14 protein-coding genes are annotated in these 18,137 nt (G+C 35.7%); 3 read left to right on the forward strand and 11 right to left on the reverse strand.

Annotation, left to right across the window (positions count from 1 at the left end; genetic code table 11):
* Positions 1–19: 19 nt before the first annotated feature.
* The 5 genes from C1721_RS07330 to C1721_RS07350 form a co-directional block, all read right to left on the reverse strand.
* Positions 20–2,014: a hypothetical protein gene (locus C1721_RS07330; protein WP_102407782.1), complete on the reverse strand. Its 1,995-nt coding sequence runs from the start codon at positions 2,012–2,014 to the stop codon at positions 20–22.
* A 47-nt stretch (positions 2,015–2,061) separates the two neighbouring features.
* Positions 2,062–3,075: a BF3164 family lipoprotein gene (locus C1721_RS07335; protein ID WP_102407783.1), complete on the reverse strand. Its 1,014-nt coding sequence runs from the start codon at positions 3,073–3,075 to the stop codon at positions 2,062–2,064.
* A gap of 66 nt (positions 3,076–3,141) precedes the next feature.
* Complete coding sequence (locus C1721_RS07340) at positions 3,142–3,390, reverse strand: NVEALA domain-containing protein (RefSeq protein ID WP_102407784.1); 249 nt, start codon at positions 3,388–3,390, stop codon at positions 3,142–3,144.
* A 191-nt stretch (positions 3,391–3,581) separates the two neighbouring features.
* Entirely contained in the window at positions 3,582–4,442 is an 861-nt protein-coding gene (locus tag C1721_RS07345) for a DUF1573 domain-containing protein (RefSeq protein ID WP_102407785.1), read from the reverse strand.
* A 5-nt stretch (positions 4,443–4,447) separates the two neighbouring features.
* Entirely contained in the window at positions 4,448–4,684 is a 237-nt protein-coding gene (locus tag C1721_RS07350) for an NVEALA domain-containing protein (RefSeq protein WP_102407786.1), read from the reverse strand.
* 188 nt (positions 4,685–4,872) lie between these two features.
* Between C1721_RS07350 and C1721_RS07355 the strand changes: the two genes are divergently transcribed.
* Entirely contained in the window at positions 4,873–5,907 is a 1,035-nt protein-coding gene (locus tag C1721_RS07355; RefSeq protein ID WP_102407787.1) for a helix-turn-helix domain-containing protein, read from the forward strand.
* A gap of 272 nt (positions 5,908–6,179) precedes the next feature.
* Here the strand turns inward: C1721_RS07355 and C1721_RS07360 are convergent, their stop codons facing one another.
* Positions 6,180–7,247 carry a BF3164 family lipoprotein gene (locus tag C1721_RS07360; RefSeq protein WP_102407788.1) on the reverse strand — a complete coding sequence of 356 codons (1,068 nt, stop codon included), beginning with the start codon at positions 7,245–7,247 and terminating at the stop codon, positions 6,180–6,182.
* A gap of 8 nt (positions 7,248–7,255) precedes the next feature.
* The gene (locus C1721_RS07365) at positions 7,256–7,861 is read right to left on the reverse strand and encodes a hypothetical protein (protein WP_102407789.1); all 606 of its coding nucleotides are present in this window, start codon (positions 7,859–7,861) and stop codon (positions 7,256–7,258) included.
* A 570-nt stretch (positions 7,862–8,431) separates the two neighbouring features.
* Here C1721_RS07365 and C1721_RS07370 point away from each other — a divergent pair.
* Entirely contained in the window at positions 8,432–9,427 is a 996-nt protein-coding gene (locus tag C1721_RS07370; protein WP_102407790.1) for a winged helix-turn-helix domain-containing protein, read from the forward strand.
* Here C1721_RS07370 and C1721_RS07375 read toward each other — a convergent pair.
* Together C1721_RS07375 and C1721_RS07380 are read right to left on the reverse strand one after the other, a co-directional pair.
* Positions 9,410–10,108, reverse strand: coding sequence for a DUF4858 domain-containing protein (locus C1721_RS07375; protein WP_159063561.1), 699 nt, complete (start codon positions 10,106–10,108; stop codon positions 9,410–9,412). The genes C1721_RS07370 and C1721_RS07375 overlap by 18 nt on opposite strands.
* A gap of 169 nt (positions 10,109–10,277) precedes the next feature.
* Positions 10,278–12,935 carry an ATP-binding protein gene (locus C1721_RS07380; protein WP_420872719.1) on the reverse strand — a complete coding sequence of 886 codons (2,658 nt, stop codon included), beginning with the start codon at positions 12,933–12,935 and terminating at the stop codon, positions 10,278–10,280.
* A 143-nt stretch (positions 12,936–13,078) separates the two neighbouring features.
* On the opposite strand from C1721_RS07380, the gene mnmC2 reads away from it, so the two are divergent.
* Positions 13,079–13,762, forward strand: coding sequence for a tRNA (5-methylaminomethyl-2-thiouridine)(34)-methyltransferase MnmC2 (gene mnmC2, locus C1721_RS07385; protein ID WP_102407793.1), 684 nt, complete (start codon positions 13,079–13,081; stop codon positions 13,760–13,762).
* A 44-nt stretch (positions 13,763–13,806) separates the two neighbouring features.
* On the opposite strand, the gene trxA is transcribed toward mnmC2, so the two are convergent.
* On the reverse strand, positions 13,807–14,121 hold the full coding sequence (gene trxA, locus C1721_RS07390; protein ID WP_102407794.1) for a thioredoxin: 315 nt from the start codon (positions 14,119–14,121) through the stop codon (positions 13,807–13,809).
* Between the two features lie 83 nt (positions 14,122–14,204).
* On the reverse strand, positions 14,205–18,005 hold the full coding sequence (dnaE, locus tag C1721_RS07395; RefSeq protein ID WP_102407795.1) for a DNA polymerase III subunit alpha: 3,801 nt from the start codon (positions 18,003–18,005) through the stop codon (positions 14,205–14,207).
* Positions 18,006–18,137: the final 132 nt, after the last annotated feature.

Here is an 18,137-nt window from a genome sequence, read left to right on the forward strand (position 1 = left end):
GCCAATAATTTGGAAAAACTTAGTACCATTTTATCATACCACGGTCATAGGTAAATATCCTTTCTTTGATTTTTTGTGAGGTAACTTTATACATGGTATTTTGTGGAACTTGCTTAAATGTTATAAAATTGTTGTTTCCTTTTATTGTCTCTACATGCTTCCATTCGTTATCCCAATAGAATAAACTAAAATCGGAAGAATCAACTACCTCGCTTTTTGTATAAGGTATATAAGATATCTGTTCAACAAGACATGGCTTACCCAGATCAAATAATATCCCTCGATTCATTTCTTTTTTATTTTGAAAAGTCCCTTTAAATCCGGTTGCCGATATATGATCGGTAAGCATATCCAATGTTTCTTCTTCTTTAAATCCTTTTGCGTTTGCAGACACTTTTACGTTAGAAATTTCTATTAGTTGTCCGTTTTGTCGTTCAAAAAAGGAAACTTCACATAAGGAGATTGTATCTGATGGAGTCAGAAATTTAATATATCTATAGGGTTCTCTGCCTGATATTTTTATATCATTGGTCCACATATCAATACTGTCTGTCAGAGTAAATAAATTTTCCGACTGATGTTCTGTAGCCTCCGGATCGTTACTACCGGTAAATCGTCCTCCGTTTAACGGCTTTTTCCCATCGGCTATCAGGTTCTTATATAAATAATGTTTGGGAGTTCTGATCGTTATATCTGTTTTTGAACTTGTACATAGTTGTTTTTCAATCGAACCGTCCTGCTTTAAAATGAATAATGGGGCGGCTGGAATGACCGTGCCGTTTTTGAAAAATGCAGGAAGATAGGCAATGTCACGTCCCATATCTTTAAAAGTTACATGTTTATCCTTTTCAATTTTTCCCCATTGTACCGGAATCCAACCGCTAGAGCTATATACACATAAATAACAATATGGGGTTTTGTCCGGAATACGTTCAGTTATTTCTAAAGAAACATCTGTTGTTTGAAAATATTCGGAAGATACATCTTTCTTTCTTAGATTTTTGAATAAGTCCGGAATGTCATTCGGCGATACTTGCTTATCAACCGCAGGCCCTGTAAAATGATATTCGTATGTGTTACGATATACTTTGGGCAATCTGAATTTTCCCCATACCAGATCAAAGCACTCATTGTTGTAAATCCTTTTATACTTCCATCTGTCTTTATCCCAAAATGGTTCAAAAGGATAACTGTTACCATCAACTATAAGTGCATTCCAACTGTGAGATTCGTTTCTATTTCCCCACTCAGGCACGAAATCAATAGCTACAGCCATTCCTAATGCCGAAAAAAGCAGGCAATTATACCATGTCATCTGTTCACATAACCCTCTTTTAACATACTCGAAAGTTGCAACATCGTAAATAGGGACTGCAGTTGCAGCATTAAAATTATATTGGAGAAAACTATATTGATTGCTTAATGAGTCAACCACCTCTTGAACGTTTTTGGTATTATCACTAAAATATCCCGCATGACGTTGATAAAATACTTGTCTGGCATTATCTAAGCACACCCCATTTTGGAATCTATATGGAAGAATATAGGAACAGAAATCTTCAAAAGAAGAGTTCTTTGTATATTCATTCTCCTGCCATGCTTTAAATGCCAGATCAATTACCCCAATAAGCCAATCTGCCTTGACTGTCAAGATATCTTGTCGCATTGGACTGGGAAATATATTTATTTCTAACTTTTCTCCAAAAGCTCTGGTTTCTCTTGCCCATAAACCAGTTCTTTCCCAGTTGTATTTCTCAGAGATAGCACATAGCTGATCATATATAGGCTGCCATTTATTGATATATGTGGAATCATAACCTGCATGACCTGGCATATTTTTGATGAGGAATTTGGCTGCAGTAAGCTTTTGAGAATCCCTTTTATAATGTCTAAGAACAACTTCTAATTCTCCACGATTATTTTCAGCGAAATCTAAAGCATAATTTAACTTCTTATTTTCTTTTTGGATACAAGATAATAAAAAAAAACAGGTTATAAATGTGAAATATTTCATTAATGTAGACTTTATTAATGCAGCTATATCAATATTTCTATAAAGGCTTAATGATTGAGTGGATATTTTGCAATTCCTACATCAGGCACTGAATAGAGGGTATAAGCAATACTGTCGTGTGCTATTGCTAAACGTCCTGACTGTTTGTCTAATAGGTAGTTTTGTTCTAAATTTCCATTCAGGTCAAAAATTAACATATTGTCGGGTATATAGTTATCGGGAGAATCCTTTTTTCCACTATAAAGAGTATAGATATACTTATTGCTCATTTTGACGTCATAAAAGCCTAATCTGTTTCTTTCCTTATCCCATTTAAATTTATTTGCATGCATCTCATAGTATGGGCGTGATAAATAATGTTCCCATAATTTGGTAACATTTCCATTATCTGAAATAATATAACTAACAATATAACCATAATGCATTGCTGCAAAAACGAACTGATTTTCATAAGCTGTCAGAAGTCCTGCAAAAGGATACATATCTGTTGTCTCTATTCCTTTAACAGGGTTCTCTCCAAAAGTATGATGAACTTTCATTTCCGAATCGAATAGGATGAAAAGTTTATTTGTTCCGGCAATAGTTTGTCCTATTGTATATCCGTTTTTTAAGTGTATTGTTGCACGAAATGAAAGATTATCGCGTAAGATTTTTTTTGATGTACATCTTTTAAATATTAATGTATCATTTTGCTTCACTATTTCGTATTCCCGAAATAAATTTAATGAGATGTCGCTAATGTATATTTTATTATTTTCCTCGTCGTAACCACCATAATAGGGAGATATAAATTCGTCAGGACCAGGGCCCATTCTTCCAAAATCAGCGATGTTTGTTCCATTTATGTCATCAAATACTTTTGCAGTACATCCATTAACTCTAAAAAGATATAGGTTCGAATTAATCCATTCAATTTGACTGGGAAGACTAACTTCAAATTCTTTAGCCTGTCCTTTTATTGATATTGGTTCTTTTATTTTCAACAATACATAGTCCCTTTTATTGTTTGTGCAACTAAAGAGTATTATGATAGACATAGAAAAAATAAGTAGTTTATTCATAATATAATAATAAAAATAAGAACTGGCTAATAGAAAAACTTTAGTCAGTTCTTTAGTTTAACCTATTTAATGTTTATTAATCATATGAGAGCTGGAATATAAAATTCCGTTACATGTATATTCACACCATTCTTGTTCTCTCCAATAACAATTAGCAGTGATACAATCTGAACCACTTTCTCTTCTTGCCAATGCTTCCACATTATCTAATGCGATATCGCTCAGTGTAACTTCACTTTTATTCTCATTCACATTCCATGCAGCAGCTACTGCAATCATAGCAACTATAGCTATACCGAATAATTTCTTTTTCATTGTCTTTAAATATTAAATTTATTATTCTATTATATCTTTATTTCTTTATCTACAATTTTTCAATAAGAAATATTGTTATTCCTGAATTCTTCTTACTTTTGCTCCATCACCTCCTTTTTTTTTTGAAGGGGACATGGGGGAAGTTTGCTTTTGGGGTTCTCTAATCTCTGGCATTCTTCCCTTTCTTGCCTTTATTGGGCATGTCCCCGTATCTTTAGTTGAATCGTTTTTTCCGTATTACACTTTACCATGATAACTTCATCAAACATGCCGGATTCTTTCGGTGTCATGTTTACTGTTAAATGAAGACTCTCTCCCGGCTTAGCAGGATGTTTATCAAATGTTGTAACAGCACACCCACAAGTAGTACTGGTTCCTAAAATAACTAAAGGACTGTTTCCTGTGTTTTTTACGATGAAATCGGCCTTTTTTGTCTTTTTGGCAGGAATATCACCTAAGTTCACTTCTGTTATATTTACTTCTGCTGTTGTTTTAATTGAATTGTCAGCTATATGCTTCTCATGCAAAAGTTGTTTCAGATATAAATCTCTTACCGCTAAATTGTGAACCGGATTCCCGATCACAACTACTTTATTGTCTTTATCCAATAGAAAAGTCTGAAATGTAATGTTTGCAGGAAACTTATTTTGTTTATTTAGTGCATCTTCTGTATCTATACAAACAGGAAAATCAAATCCATCTCGTTTTAGAATGTACCGTATTTCTTTATAGTCTTTCGGATGGAGAAAAAAGAGAAAAGGAACTTGACTGTTTGTTAATGAGTCTACCTGAGCGATAAATTCTTTCCATTTGGGTAACTGCAATTTACAACTGGCACATCCAATGGAATCGACATAAATAAGCACTTTGTAATCACTTTGTGTTATTTGATAGTCTGTAGTATCCATCAAATAACGAGTAAAAATCATATCAGGAGGAAACACAATTTCTTTTCCTTGCCATTCATTGACTAGTTCAATAATCTCCTTATTCTTATCTTTTTGACAAGAAAATAAGGATAAGGAAATTAGTATGGATATCAAATATCTCATTTTACTTATTCAAATAAGCTGTATCCGGAATATTTATACTTTACTTTGTCTCCATAACAGTCAATGTCTCCTATACCGATACAATAAGTGTTCCCTGGTCCTTCCGGATATGCTAATGCTTCAACGTTTGATAACATTAAGGACGTGAGATTTCTGCTTTCTATACTTCCGTCTGTAACAAACAGGTATCCCATTATAGAGCCTGTTATAATTAAGGCTAATTTTAAACTTTGTTTTTTCATAATGCAATTAGTTAATAATTTGTATGCAAAAGACGTTTATAACTACGATGTGATAAAATAAAAATGGTGATATTTTTCTGATAATTGAATTCTGACATAAAAATGATATGCTAATTTGATAAAATAGAGTAGGATATGCTTTTTGTTTATATATTTGAAACAAATTTAGAAAACTTGGTTTACAACGGATGAAAGGCTATTTTAAGATATTGAGTGTTGGGATTACCTGCTTCTTTTTTGTGCTGGCAAGTCATTGGCTATATATACAGCAACGAGAGCGTGTATATATTGCAATAAATGATAGCTTTCAAGAAATTATTGCTGAAGACCTTACTATTAGGTGGGAAGAAAAAAAATTGCCGTTTCATATTTACAGCTCACCTGTGAATTCCGGAGATTCAGTAACCATTCAGGATCATCGTGGAATGAAGCGTGCTCCTATTATCGAAAAAAAACAATCAGAGAACGAAAAATATAGTAATATTTTACAGTCTGTTCTCAGGCAAGAAAATCCTATTAATGTAAACAGACTGGATAGTTTGTTGCTCTCTCGCTTGCGTAAACAAGATATATTTGTGACGACTTCCATTTCTTACACGGATAAAGCATCCGATGATACTTATAAGAGCAATAAAGATTCTTCTTTTTATGAGGTAGCTTATGCTACTCCGCAAATCAGGACAGGAGTGGAGCAAGAACTCATATTACAAGCATTTGCAAAAGTGACATGGTATACTGTTTTGCGGAGTTCTAGTGGGTATTTTTTTACTTGGAGTATACTCAGTGTCATTTTTATTGTAATATTTGTTTTGCTACTATCTCAGAAACCGAAACAGATTGTGAAGGTTAGCGGAAATGAGCTTCTTCATCATGAGTCTGCTGTAATTCAAATAACAGAAGAGGTAACGATGAACATGCAAGAGCTTGTTTTACAATATGGTGAACAGAGAATAAAATTGACTCAGCAGATTGTGGACTTACTTAAATTATTTATAGCCCATGAAAACCATTTTATTACTTATGAGGAAATGACAGAGGCTCTATGGGGAAAATCACATGATCCGAGTGATAGTATAACGCAAGTAATTAGAAGATTGCGGGGGTGCTTAAAACCAATACCCTGTTTAGCGATAAATAATGTTCGCGGTAGAGGATATCAACTTACCATAGATGGAGAATCCAAACCTTTACAAAAAGAAGAGCAGCAGGCCGAAAATCTATAGCAGGCCTGTAAAAGAGCTATCTTTTGAGTTGCAAAGTCCCGTCTTAACACTTCAAAGGTCTGCTCTTTTGGAATGTTAAGACGGGACTTTTAATTGCAAAACATATATCCTTTTTGTCTGGAATTAGTCAACGAAAGGCTTGCAAGCTATAATCAAATAAATCTAGTTTATGGACAAAAAACCTTCAACCGTTCATCCCTATTGATTATCAATAGAATAACCCTGAAGGGTTTCCCGAAAAAACTATTCAGGATTATTTGCTTGATAGAATGTTAGAATTTTAAAGAATATTCGACAATATGAAATTCAGGATCATTACTAATTCCGTACAATTTGTTTGTTTCCTCATTTACGGCGAAGCAAAATATGGATTGATCAAGTAGATATCGTTGAATAGGTGTTCCCTCATTATTAAAAACGAATAAATGTTTCATTAAATAAGTAGGCTGCTTAGGATCAAAATAAGCACCCGAATATAAAACATATATTTTATCATTAGTGACTACCGGACAAAAATAGGCATCTTTTGATTTCTCGGGAATTGAACTAACATGAGTCATGTCGTTTTTTGATGCCTCTTTGACTTCCGGGAAGAAATGTTCTGGTCCATGAATCCTTTTTATTAGATTTCCTTCAAGATCATATTGTTCTATCAAATCTGTCTGCTTATAAAAAAGATAGATAAAGTTTTTATAGGGGCTAAGTACTATTGAACAATAAAAACCTTCTATCGATTCAAAAGGCGTTAATTCCTTTTGAAAAGGAGGAAATTCTCCTGCTGTTTTAATAAAATTACCATTTTCATCAAACAAAGTTATTCGTTTATGTTTAGGATTATTTATTGTTGCCATAAAATGGCCATTGGGTAAAACTGTAATTGAACTGAAGTGATCTTCAAATTGGATTCTTTTTATAGCCTTAATATTATTAGAATCCATTTTATTAATCATTTTTATATCGTATTGATTTATAGATCTTTTTTGTAAATCAGATATCCATATATTTGTGTCTAGTGGTTGACAATGATGTATCCACAGGAACTCATCTGGCCCACTTCCAAAAGTAAAGAAGCTCCCTTTTTTCTGTAATGTTTTACTATCATATTGATGTAAAATATTATCTTCTGAATCATCCTTAAAAATGAGGGTATTATTAATACAATACACTCGTGTCGGACGTAACAACGGTTCTCTAAATTTAAGATTCTTACTTTGAAGTTCAGAAAAATGAGAAAAATCATCCCATTGTAAAAGAGAAGAATTTTCATAACTTAATTTGGAATTACATGATACACTACCCAATAAAAAAGAAAATAGTATCAAGAAATGAATTGTTTTCATGTGTAAAATTATTTGTATATACTTGCTATATAATATATAAGAATGTATCTGCGAAATTTCGAAAAAGGAAATGCTCGTTTTTCAACATCAATAACTGTGTTTTTCCCTAAATACTCATTGACAAATTGTTCATTCATTCGTTCTTTTGAATCATCTTCATAGATGAAAACTAATGGGATCTCTTTTTCGTAAACAACATCTTTAGAATATTTAAAATAGACATAATTAAAATATTCATCAGCATTACAAGAACGTTCTCTAATTGCCATAGATCCATCAGGAAAAATAGAAAATATCCTTAATTGATGTTTAGAAGTAGTATCTGGATCAATTTCCCAATGTACATTATAATTTTTATTAGCATTATATACTCCTAATATAGCGTAAGGATCGTAAAGAGATTTCCCCTCAACATACTCTTTTATATATATAGTATACTTTGAATTATCTTTTGTTATTTGGTTTATTATCTTTGTCTTGGGAGTATTAGGATTAGGCTTTGGATCGGGACTCCATTCTCCGATTTTCCGGGTTTTCAATTTGTAAAGAGAATTTTGTGATAATGCACATTGAGACCATATTAAACTCAATATAAAAAAATACAGTATCTTCATAACCAGTAAAATAAATTAAACAATGAAAACAAACTATCTACATTTTTTATTCAGAAAATATACGGGGGATGGGATTTCGTTTAATGATAGATGATGAGAAATAGATACGCGCCACGGGTTAATTATTTACCCGTAGCGCAATTTTCTAGATTTAGCGATGAATATAAAATCCGGATTTATTGAAATCTTGAAAATGAAATCCGTCTTGTTTTCTGACGTTAAGCGAAAGGAAGGGGAATTGAGAAATGGTATCTTTCTCTGATTCAAATCATGATCATATAGAATATGAAAATATTTCATTTAACACTTTTCTTAAAGTAAAACGATTATACAACCGGTTAAAGTAAGGCAGGGAAAATGCCTTCTCCCTGCCAATGAAAAACCACTTTGTATGACGAATATTCAGACCTAAATAGGTTGATTTCGAAGTACCGCTTTTTATTTGTTTGGGGCAAATATTTTACCTGACAAATAGCTGTCAGGTAATGAAAATCGGTTGTCATTAAATATCATATTATTTTTTTATTAATGAATTTGCGGCTATATTTGTCCTGTTGATAGATCTATTATATGAAATTTATACATAGGGAATATATTATACCACTTGCAGTTGCTTTGATTATTAGCGCATTTTGTGTTTGGGGCGTCTGTGAAAGTTATACACATGCACAAATAGAGGTTAAGGAACAATTGCAAAACTTGTTTGAAGAATGCTTGCATAAAGATAAAGATGCCAGGGAAACCCAGACTCCGTTTTTTTACTCCATAGGTCCTGCTCAGGAAAATAAGGCGCCCGATGATGTGGTTATTGAGTATGGAGATACTATGATTGTACGTAAAAAAACGGCAGAAATGCAGAATTTCTCTTCGGAAGATAAGAAGTATTTCATATCTCAGCTTTTTTTGATGAGAACAAATCCGATAAAAGTCGCTGTATTAGATAGCTTCTTTTGTAATACGCTTCATCAAAATAAGATACCGGCGAAAACGGCTGTTGTTTATGAAGAAATGGGAGTAAAGCACTGCAGTTCTTCCGATTCGGCTTTTTATGCTTCTGCCTGGAAGTTGAAAGAGGTTGTTTTCGGATTTGATAGAGAAATTGTTCTTTCCGGATATGTAAAAATACCGATTACATATATTATAGCTCATTCATTACCCGTATATGTTTTGGTTTTCTTAGTTTTTATAACCGGAATATCATGGATTATATTTTGGAGAAAACGTAAAAGAATCTCTTATTTATCTGTGCCTAAAGTTCCTCGAGAAGGTGTTTTATTGAGAGAGGATTTACTGTATGATGAGGCTAACGGCGTATTTGTTTACAAAGATCAAGAGATTGTTTTGACAGGTTATAAACAGGAACTGTTTAATTTGCTCTTGAAGAATAATGGACAGTTTATTCCTACGGATACTTTAAAAGATTCTGTATGGCCGGACGGTTTGGCCAGTAAAGATGCGTTGATGCAAACCGTTAAACGTTTGCGTACCGACTTAAAAGATATTCCATTTTTACAAATTGAAAATTTACGTGGGAATGGTTACCGTTTATTAATTAGAACGGATTAAAATGGAATCCGTTACTAAAGTATCCCTGTTTAGTGGCTTTACTTTAGTGGAATCTTTTATTGTAACTAAAGGTAGCGGTAAGGTTGCTCTATGTTCTTTACGAAACTTTTTTTGTTTGTTGTGCACTTCTAAAGTAGGCAAACTGTTATACGATTTATAAGCAATGGCATGCTTTTTATTATACTCCCTTTGTCGAAAATTTTTACTGAGCGGGTAAGATATAAGGTAATTAAAATCGATTCCGGTGGGGCGTTCCGCATAAGGCATTATATCCGAAGGCCGTATTACCATACCATTCATCATCATTTTTTGTTTGGGAAGCGGCCGGTCCAAACCATAACGCATAAGTACGGCCGGAGGAAGGTCTTTGAATGCTATGCGTTTCTGTTTTATCGTATCTTCTATTTGCAGATATTCGGAAAAGTCTTTTAATATAGGGAGTGTGGTCGGGGCTGAGTGCATTTTATCTGCGGGTTTATCCAAGTTGATTAAAGTACCCTGTTCCAAAGCTTTCTGAACTTCCGGATTTAATTGTAGTTGCTCCTTGCCGGACAATATGTTTTGCAGACGAATGGAATCCTTTTTGGTCCATTGTGCCTGACTATATTCCGTACTGTATGCACAGATAAAAAAAACAATCAGTAGTTTCTTGTTAATAGTAAATTTACAATATTCAACCACACCAATCGATACAATTTGTTATTTCGCTCAAATGTAAGTACTATAAGAACGACTACAGTATAAATTTCTTAAATATGATTTACCGATTTGTAATATTAATCCTTTTTGTAAGGTATTAATATAAAGCAAATATATCCGTGTTAATTATTATTCCAAAAGAGCAGTCCTTTCATTCTTGGATGAAAGAATTGATGAGTTTCTTCAATTCCGACGGTTTGATAGGCTTCGCCAAATAAGCATTAAATCCGCTTTGCTTGACTCTTTCTTCATCTTCGGCAAAGGCGAAAGCCGTTACGGCTATGATGGGAATATTTGTATCTTCTTTGCGGATTTCGGCAGTTGCTTTATAACCATCCATTACCGGCATTTTTAAGTCCATAAGGATAATGTCGGGATGATGGCTCTGAAATAGCTGTACAGCCTCTTGTCCATTCCATGCGTGTAACAGATTATAATCTTTTAGCATGGCATTTAATAATGTGAAGTTACTATCATTATCTTCCGCTATTAATAATGTAACTTTTTGACTTGAATGACTTACCGGCGCAACGCTTACCTTTTTTGTTACAGCCTCTTCCTTGTTTATTTTAAGTACATTCTCAGGAAATGTAAACCAGAATGTAGAACCTTCTCCCAGCTTGGACTTAACACCAATTTCTCCGCCAAGTCTTTTTATAATCATCTGGCAAATAGACAAACCAAGTCCGGTTCCCTGTGCGAAACTGTTCAACTTAACAAAGCGGTTAAATACACTGTCTACCTGGTCTTCCGCTATTCCGCATCCGGTATCTTTCACGAAGAAATAGATACTATCTTCTTGTTTATGGTAGCCGAATTGGATGCTTCCTTCTTTCGTGAATTTTATAGCATTGTTGATGAAGTTTGTAATAACCTGGGACAAACGATTACGGTCTGTTACAATAATGGCATGCGGAATCTTTTCTACGAATGATATTTGTACGCCATCGGCCGCTTTCAGGCGCGAAGTTTGCTCGATATCGGAAAATAGCTGGTTTACATCTACATCCGAATCTATAAACTCTAAAGTACCGGCTTCTATTTTTGCCAGATCAAGAATGTCGTTAATCAATTGTAATAATAAATCGTTGTTGCTATTAATAATATTAATGTATTCTTCTTTTTCGGACGGATCATCCGTACTCATCAGCAAACCGGAAAAGCCTACAATCGCATTTAGCGGAGTTCGGATTTCGTGGCTCATGTTGGCAAGAAATGCCGATTTCAAGCGGTCTGATTGTTCTGCTTTTTCTTTTGCCTCTCTCAGTTCATTTTCAGCCTCTTTCTGTTTGGTGACATCTTCTTTTTTGAGTATGACTCCGATTACGTTCCCTTCTTTATCTAATATCGGATTTGATAAAATGTGAACATATCTGCCCGGAGTACATTCTTTTGTAATTTCTACGAGCTGTTTTGTTTCTATTGCTTTTGTTACGGAACATTCATGGCAAAAGGGCGGAACACTGTCTTTCTTCATAAAACAATGGTCTTCCCCGTTTTCCGGTTTACAACAATATCGCATTTGATTCTCCCATTTAATAGTATAATCCGGATTTATGAACTGAATGGAAGCTTGTATGTTGTTTAGGATTAAGATATTGTCTTTCTGCAAGTCCAATAATTTATCCTTTAACCTGTTGGTGCGAAGGAAGAAATAAAAAACGGTGATGAGGAATATCAACAAAATGCTGATAACAAGCAGTAATATCTCATACTTGTATTTAATAAGCAAACTTTGTTCCTCATTAATCAAAGTAGAGCCTTTAGGCAGCAGATCCCGGTTTATATTGAGTTCCTTTAATTTCTTAACGTCAAAAGCATAATAATTCGGTATTACCTGCGCTTGAATATCATCGTATGCTGTTCTTTTTTCAAGTATGTCGACTGCTTGTTTGGCTAAATCTTTACCTATGCTGCGATATTTTGGGATATATCCGCCAATAGCCCAGTGTCCTAATCCTATAGATGTAAGCGTAAATGCCGGAATGTTTGGTCTTGCAGACATCATTGTGTAAGTCGCGTTACTTACATAATATCCGTCATTTTCGTCTACACGCCAAGTCCCTAATAAAATGACAGTTTCTTCCGGTAGCTCTTTTATCTGTTCTATAATCGTGTATAAGTTGTTTTTTCGTCCATCTAATTCTGTGAAGCTGAGCTCCGGAAATTTCTTCATCTCTTTTTTTACTAAAGATTGAAGCGCTAAACCTCCATAACTATTATCCGTAATTAGTGCAATGTGCTTGGTAGACGGATATAATTTCTGAGCTAATTTAATGTTTTCATAAATATCATAATGATAAATAAATCCGGACACATGTAGCCCTTTGTCAATATATTCTTGGATATCGATACTTTCGGGTTCCCATTCACTTAGATTTTGGGAGGAATCCGGTAGAATGATAGCATTACGACTTACCATTCCGCATAAAACCGGAATATCTTTTGTGCTTAAACTGTCTTGGGAAATATATGCGGACCATCCTTCTTGTCCCAATATAATGATAAGTTTTGGCCTTTGGCTACCTTGATGTTTGTTTAAAAGCAATCTCATTCGTTCCTTCCATTGAGGAGCTTCCGGTAAGCTTTTAAAGTTAAGGTTTTCTATAATAACAGGAGAAGTACCGCCTAATAGCTTGTATTCTTCCATAAACTCTGAAATATTCTGAGTTGTATTTCTTGTGTCGGGATTATATGAGCTGATAATTAAAATAGGACTTGTCTCTGAGGCATGTGTTTGTATCCCAACAAATAAGATACAAAGTGTGGAAAATAATATTAGTATATGCCGCCTGAAACTCATTCGCATTTATGTCTAATTGTAATTACTACGCAAATGTACATATTATTTATATGATACATAATAAAAATATCTAAAAAACAATAGGTTTCTAAGTCTATAATTTTTTGAAATACATTTGTTAAGAAGTGATTTTTTAGTTCTTTTGCAATATGCAAGAAGATAGAATTAAAAGAGAGTTACAATTTACTGCGGATGGCAGCCATACACTATTTGTTCCTTCCATAAATGAGCATTATCATTCAGTGAATGGAGCAGTACAGGAATCGAAACACGTTTTTCTTGAGGCAGGATTACATCATATACAGAAAGGACCTGTTCGCATTTTGGAAATAGGCTTTGGCACGGGGCTAAATGCTTTTCTTACTTTGCAAGACGTGGAACAGAATAACAATCATACTATTGATTATTTCTCGGTAGAGTTATATCCTTTAGATATGGAAACTGTTCAATCCTTGAATTACGGAGAGGTGATATGGCCTGGACATAAAGATTTATTTCATGCTTTACATGCTGCGGAATGGAATACACCGGTTAAGATAACCGGGAATTTTAGTTTACATAAAATAGAAGGAGACGGTAATACTTGTGAATTACCTACAGATATTGACCTTATTTATTTTGATGCGTTTGCACCGGAAAAGCAGCCTGAAATGTGGAGGAGAAGTGTCTATGACCGATTATTTACCTGCATGATGCCGGGGGGAATGATTGTGACTTATTGTGCTAAAGGGGCAGTTCGCAGGGAAATGGAAGCAGCAGGATTTGAAATGAGCCGGCTGCCCGGTCCTCCGGGTAAACGGCATATGTTGAGAGGTATAAAAAACAAGAGGTAAAAGTCAAACGGACTTTTACCTCTTGTTTTTTGCCTGAATGATGATTAAAGCAAAGCTTCTATCTTTTCAATGAATTTATCTTTAGTGGTAGCTCCTACAATTTTGTCTGCAACTTTGCCGTCTTTGAAGAAAAGTACAGTAGGAATATTACGAATGCCGAATTCACCAACTACATCGTTGTTATTGTCTACATCCATTTTTCCGATTGTTACACGTCCTTCATACTCGGTTGCCAACTCGTCGATGATAGGAGATACCATACGACAAGGACCACACCATTCCGCCCAGAAATCAAGTACCATGGGCTTTCCTGAATTTACTAATTCATTGAAATTCTCATCTGTTATCTGTAAAGCCATACTATATTAATTTTAATGTTTTTTCTCTGTTTTATTCTGTAATAGCGAGCCAAAAGTACAAATTCTTTCTACACTTTACAATATTATTCATTTATTTTAAAGTCAATATTTTCGTTCTCTTTCAGAAAATCAATTAAGTCGCGTGTTACGTTTAATCTTACATTCTGGGAGAACAGGTTGAGGGATACATTGTGTTTTCCATCCACAACTTTAAAATATAGTAAGCTATTGCCCGGATTATTTTTTATCAAAACAGATAACTCATTGATAGTTGGTTCGTCCAAATCATGTATCGGCACTGTGATGCTGATACGTTCTATCAGTTTGTCTTTTTCGTCCTGTAGCAAACGTATAGAGCCGATACGGAAATCCAATTCGTCTTCTTTCCAGCGACGGGGTTCCATACGGGCATTAATTAACAGGTACATTCCCATTTTGCCATATTTACTGTATTCAATATAGTCGTTACCAAACAGAGCAATTTCGCCACTTCCTGTAAAATCTTCTATTTTAAGGATACCATACGGTTTTCCTATCTTCGTTGTGCCTTCACGGAAACCGGTCACTATACCTCCTAATAGCAGTTCACGGCCTTTCAGACTTTCTCTGTCACCGATTTCTGCCATGCCTGTATTACATACATACGATAGTATAATACGGTATTCATCTAACGGGTGTGCTGAAAGGTAAATTCCTACCAACTCTTTTTCTTTATTTAGCTTTTCCAGATCACTCCAGCGTTCACATTGGGGTATTTCCGGTTTGGCTATGGCAACGAAGTTGTCGTCTCCGAATAAAGAATTGGATGCTGTATTTTTGTCGCTTTGATATTTGTTGCCATAGCGAACGAGCGTTTCCAGGAATATTTCTCCTTTAAGGCTTTCGGCAAAAAATTGTTCACGTTGAATGCCGAAGTTATCGAATGCTCCTGCCAAAGCCAGTGATTCAATGTTTTTCTTATTGCATGCCGTTAAACTTACACGTTCAACAAAGTCGAAAATGTTTTTGAACGGGCCATTCTTTTCCCGTTCATCAATAATATTCTGTACGGCGGCTTCACCCACACCTTTGATCGCGCCTAAACCAAAACGAATGTTTTTGTTTTTATCGACACTGAATTTCAGGATAGATTCGTTTACATCAGGCCCTAATACTTGAATCCCCATAGCCCTGCATTCATCCATAAATTTGGTAATATCCACAATATTGGATAAACTCCGGCTTAGTACGGCGGCCATATATTCCGACGGATAGTTAGCCTTTAGGTATGCTGTTTGATAAGCTACCCATGAATAACAGGTAGCATGGCTCTTGTTGAAAGCATAGGATGCAAACTTTTCCCAGTCAGCCCATATTTTATTTAATGTCTCTTCTTTATATCCGTTCGCTTTGCCTCCGTCCAGGAATTTGGATTTAAGGTGGTTCATCTTCTCGATGAGTTTCTTACCCATTGCTTTACGTAAAGCATCACTTTCACCACGAGTAAAGTTTGCTAATAAGCGGGAAAGAAGCATGACCTGTTCCTGGTAGACCGTAATGCCGTAGGTGTCTTTCAAATAACGTTCCATCACCGGAATGTCATATTTGATTTCTTCCTTTCCCTGCTTACGGGCAATAAAAGAAGGGATATAGTCCATTGGTCCTGGACGGTATAAGGCATTCATGGCAATCAGGTCTTCAAACTTGGAAGGCTGTAGCTCTTTCAGGTATTTCTGCATGCCGGCCGATTCAAACTGGAAAGTTCCGGTTGTTTTGCCTGCGCAATAAAGTTCAAAAGTCTTGGAATCTTCCAGACTTATATGATCTATATCTAATACATGTCCGGTGGTCCGCTCTATATTTTCAATAGCTTCTTTTATGATGGATAAGGTCTTTAACCCCAGGAAGTCCATTTTGATAAGCCCTGTTTCTTCAATAACAGAGCCTTCATATTGGGTAACCAGCATTTCTTCACCGGTATCTTTGTCTTTTGCCGTACTTACAGGAACTACATCTGATATGTCGTAACGGCCAATGATGACGCCACAAGCATGTACACCCGTATTACGTACGTTGCCTTCCAGCTTCTGAGCGTATTTTAATGTATCTTTGGCTAAAACATCGTTGCCCGTTGCCGCCTCTTTTAATTCGGGTACATATTCAATAGCATCTTTTAGTTTGAATTTTTTCATATCCGGAATCTTATCCGGAACTAATTTGGCAAGACGGTTTGATTCTGATAATGGTAATTTTTGTACACGGGCAACGTCCTTTATAGCCGACTTTGTTGCCATCGTTCCATAGGTGATAATATGTGCTACACGTTCGGCTCCGTATTTGTCGGTTACCCAGCGCAACACTTCTCCACGTCCGTCATCATCGAAGTCTGTATCAATATCAGGAAGGGAGATACGGTCCGGATTCAGGAAACGTTCAAACAGTAAATCGTATTTAATAGGGTCAATCCGGGTAATACCCAAGCAATAGGCTACGGCTGAACCGGCGGCTGAACCACGTCCCGGACCTACCGATACTCCCAGTTCTTCACGAGCCGCTTTAATAAAATCTTGTACGATAAGGAAATATCCGGGGAAACCCATCGTCTTCATGATGTGAAGCTCGAAATTTAACCGCTCTTCTACTTCATCGGACAAATTTTCTCCGTAACATATCTTTGCTCCATCGTAAGTCAGCTTACGCAAATAATCGGCTTCCAGTTTGATACGGTAGAGCTTTTCATAACCTCCCAGCTTTTTAATTTTGGAGTGCGCTTCTTCTTCGCTTAATATGACGTTCCCGTTCTCATCACGTGTGAATTCATCAAACAAGTCTTTCTCCGTGAATTTTTGTCTGTAAGATTCTTCCGTGCCGAAGTCTTCGGGGATAGCAAATGTAGGCATGATAGGGCCATGGTCGATGGAATAAAACTCAACCTTGTCGGCTATCTCAAGCGTGTTGTGCAACGATTCCGGAATATCCGCAAAAATGGCATTCATTTCTGCAGTTGTTTTCATCCATTCCTGTTTCGTATAACGCATACGGTTCGGATCGTCCAGGTCTTTTCCGGTGCTGAGGCAGATAAGACGGTCGTGTGCTTCGGCATCGTCTTCGTTTACAAAATGGACGTCATTCGTTGCTATCAGCTTGATGTTATGTTTGTGGGCCAGTTCAATCAATACCTTGTTTACTTCCTGTTGCCTTGGGTATGTTGTACAATCGGCATTCGGGTTGTGTGTTTCATGGCGCTGCATTTCAAGATAGTAATCATCGCCAAACAACTTTTTGAACCATAAAACGGATTCTTCGGCTTTGTCTATCCTTCCGTTCATAATGTGTTGCGGAATTTCTCCTCCCAGGCAAGCCGAACATACAATTAAATCTTCATGGTATTTTTCCAATAAAGCTTTGTCGATACGCGGACGTCCGTAAAAACCTTCCGTCCACGAAATGGAAACCATCTTAATGAGGTTTTTATATCCGTTCAGGTTTTTAGCCAATACAATAAGATGCCAGCCGCTACGATCTTCTTTTGTGTTTTTGATCTCACGTCCGTTACGGGCACAATAACACTCACAGCCGATAATCGGTTTAAAAATGGACGCTTTGGCATCTGCAATCTGTTTTTCAAGTTCGGCGATCCGTTGCTTGTCTTCTTCGCTTTGCTCTTCTTTGGCCCGTATGGTTTTGAGTTCTTTTTCGCAATCTTTGATAATGCCTAAAGGCTTCCCATTCTTTTTATTTACCTTATTAAAGAATTCTTTTATGCCGAACATAACGCCATGGTCTGTTACGGCAATCGCCCGCATCCCGTCATTATATGCTTTGTCTATTAAAGCATCAATGGATGCTTGTCCGTCAAGTAATGAATACTGGGTGTGTACGTGTAAATGTATAAATGGCTCCATGAGTGAATATAACTTTCAAATTAGGGAAGTAAAGGTACTGCAAAAAAGTAAAAATCATTCTTCTGAATATTAAAATATGATTAAAACGATTTGCTGCCTGTGGAAATATGTATATTTGCCTGCATTAAAGAG

The organism is Parabacteroides bouchesdurhonensis (genome assembly GCF_900186615.1).
Lineage (GTDB): Bacteria > Bacteroidota > Bacteroidia > Bacteroidales > Tannerellaceae > Parabacteroides > Parabacteroides bouchesdurhonensis.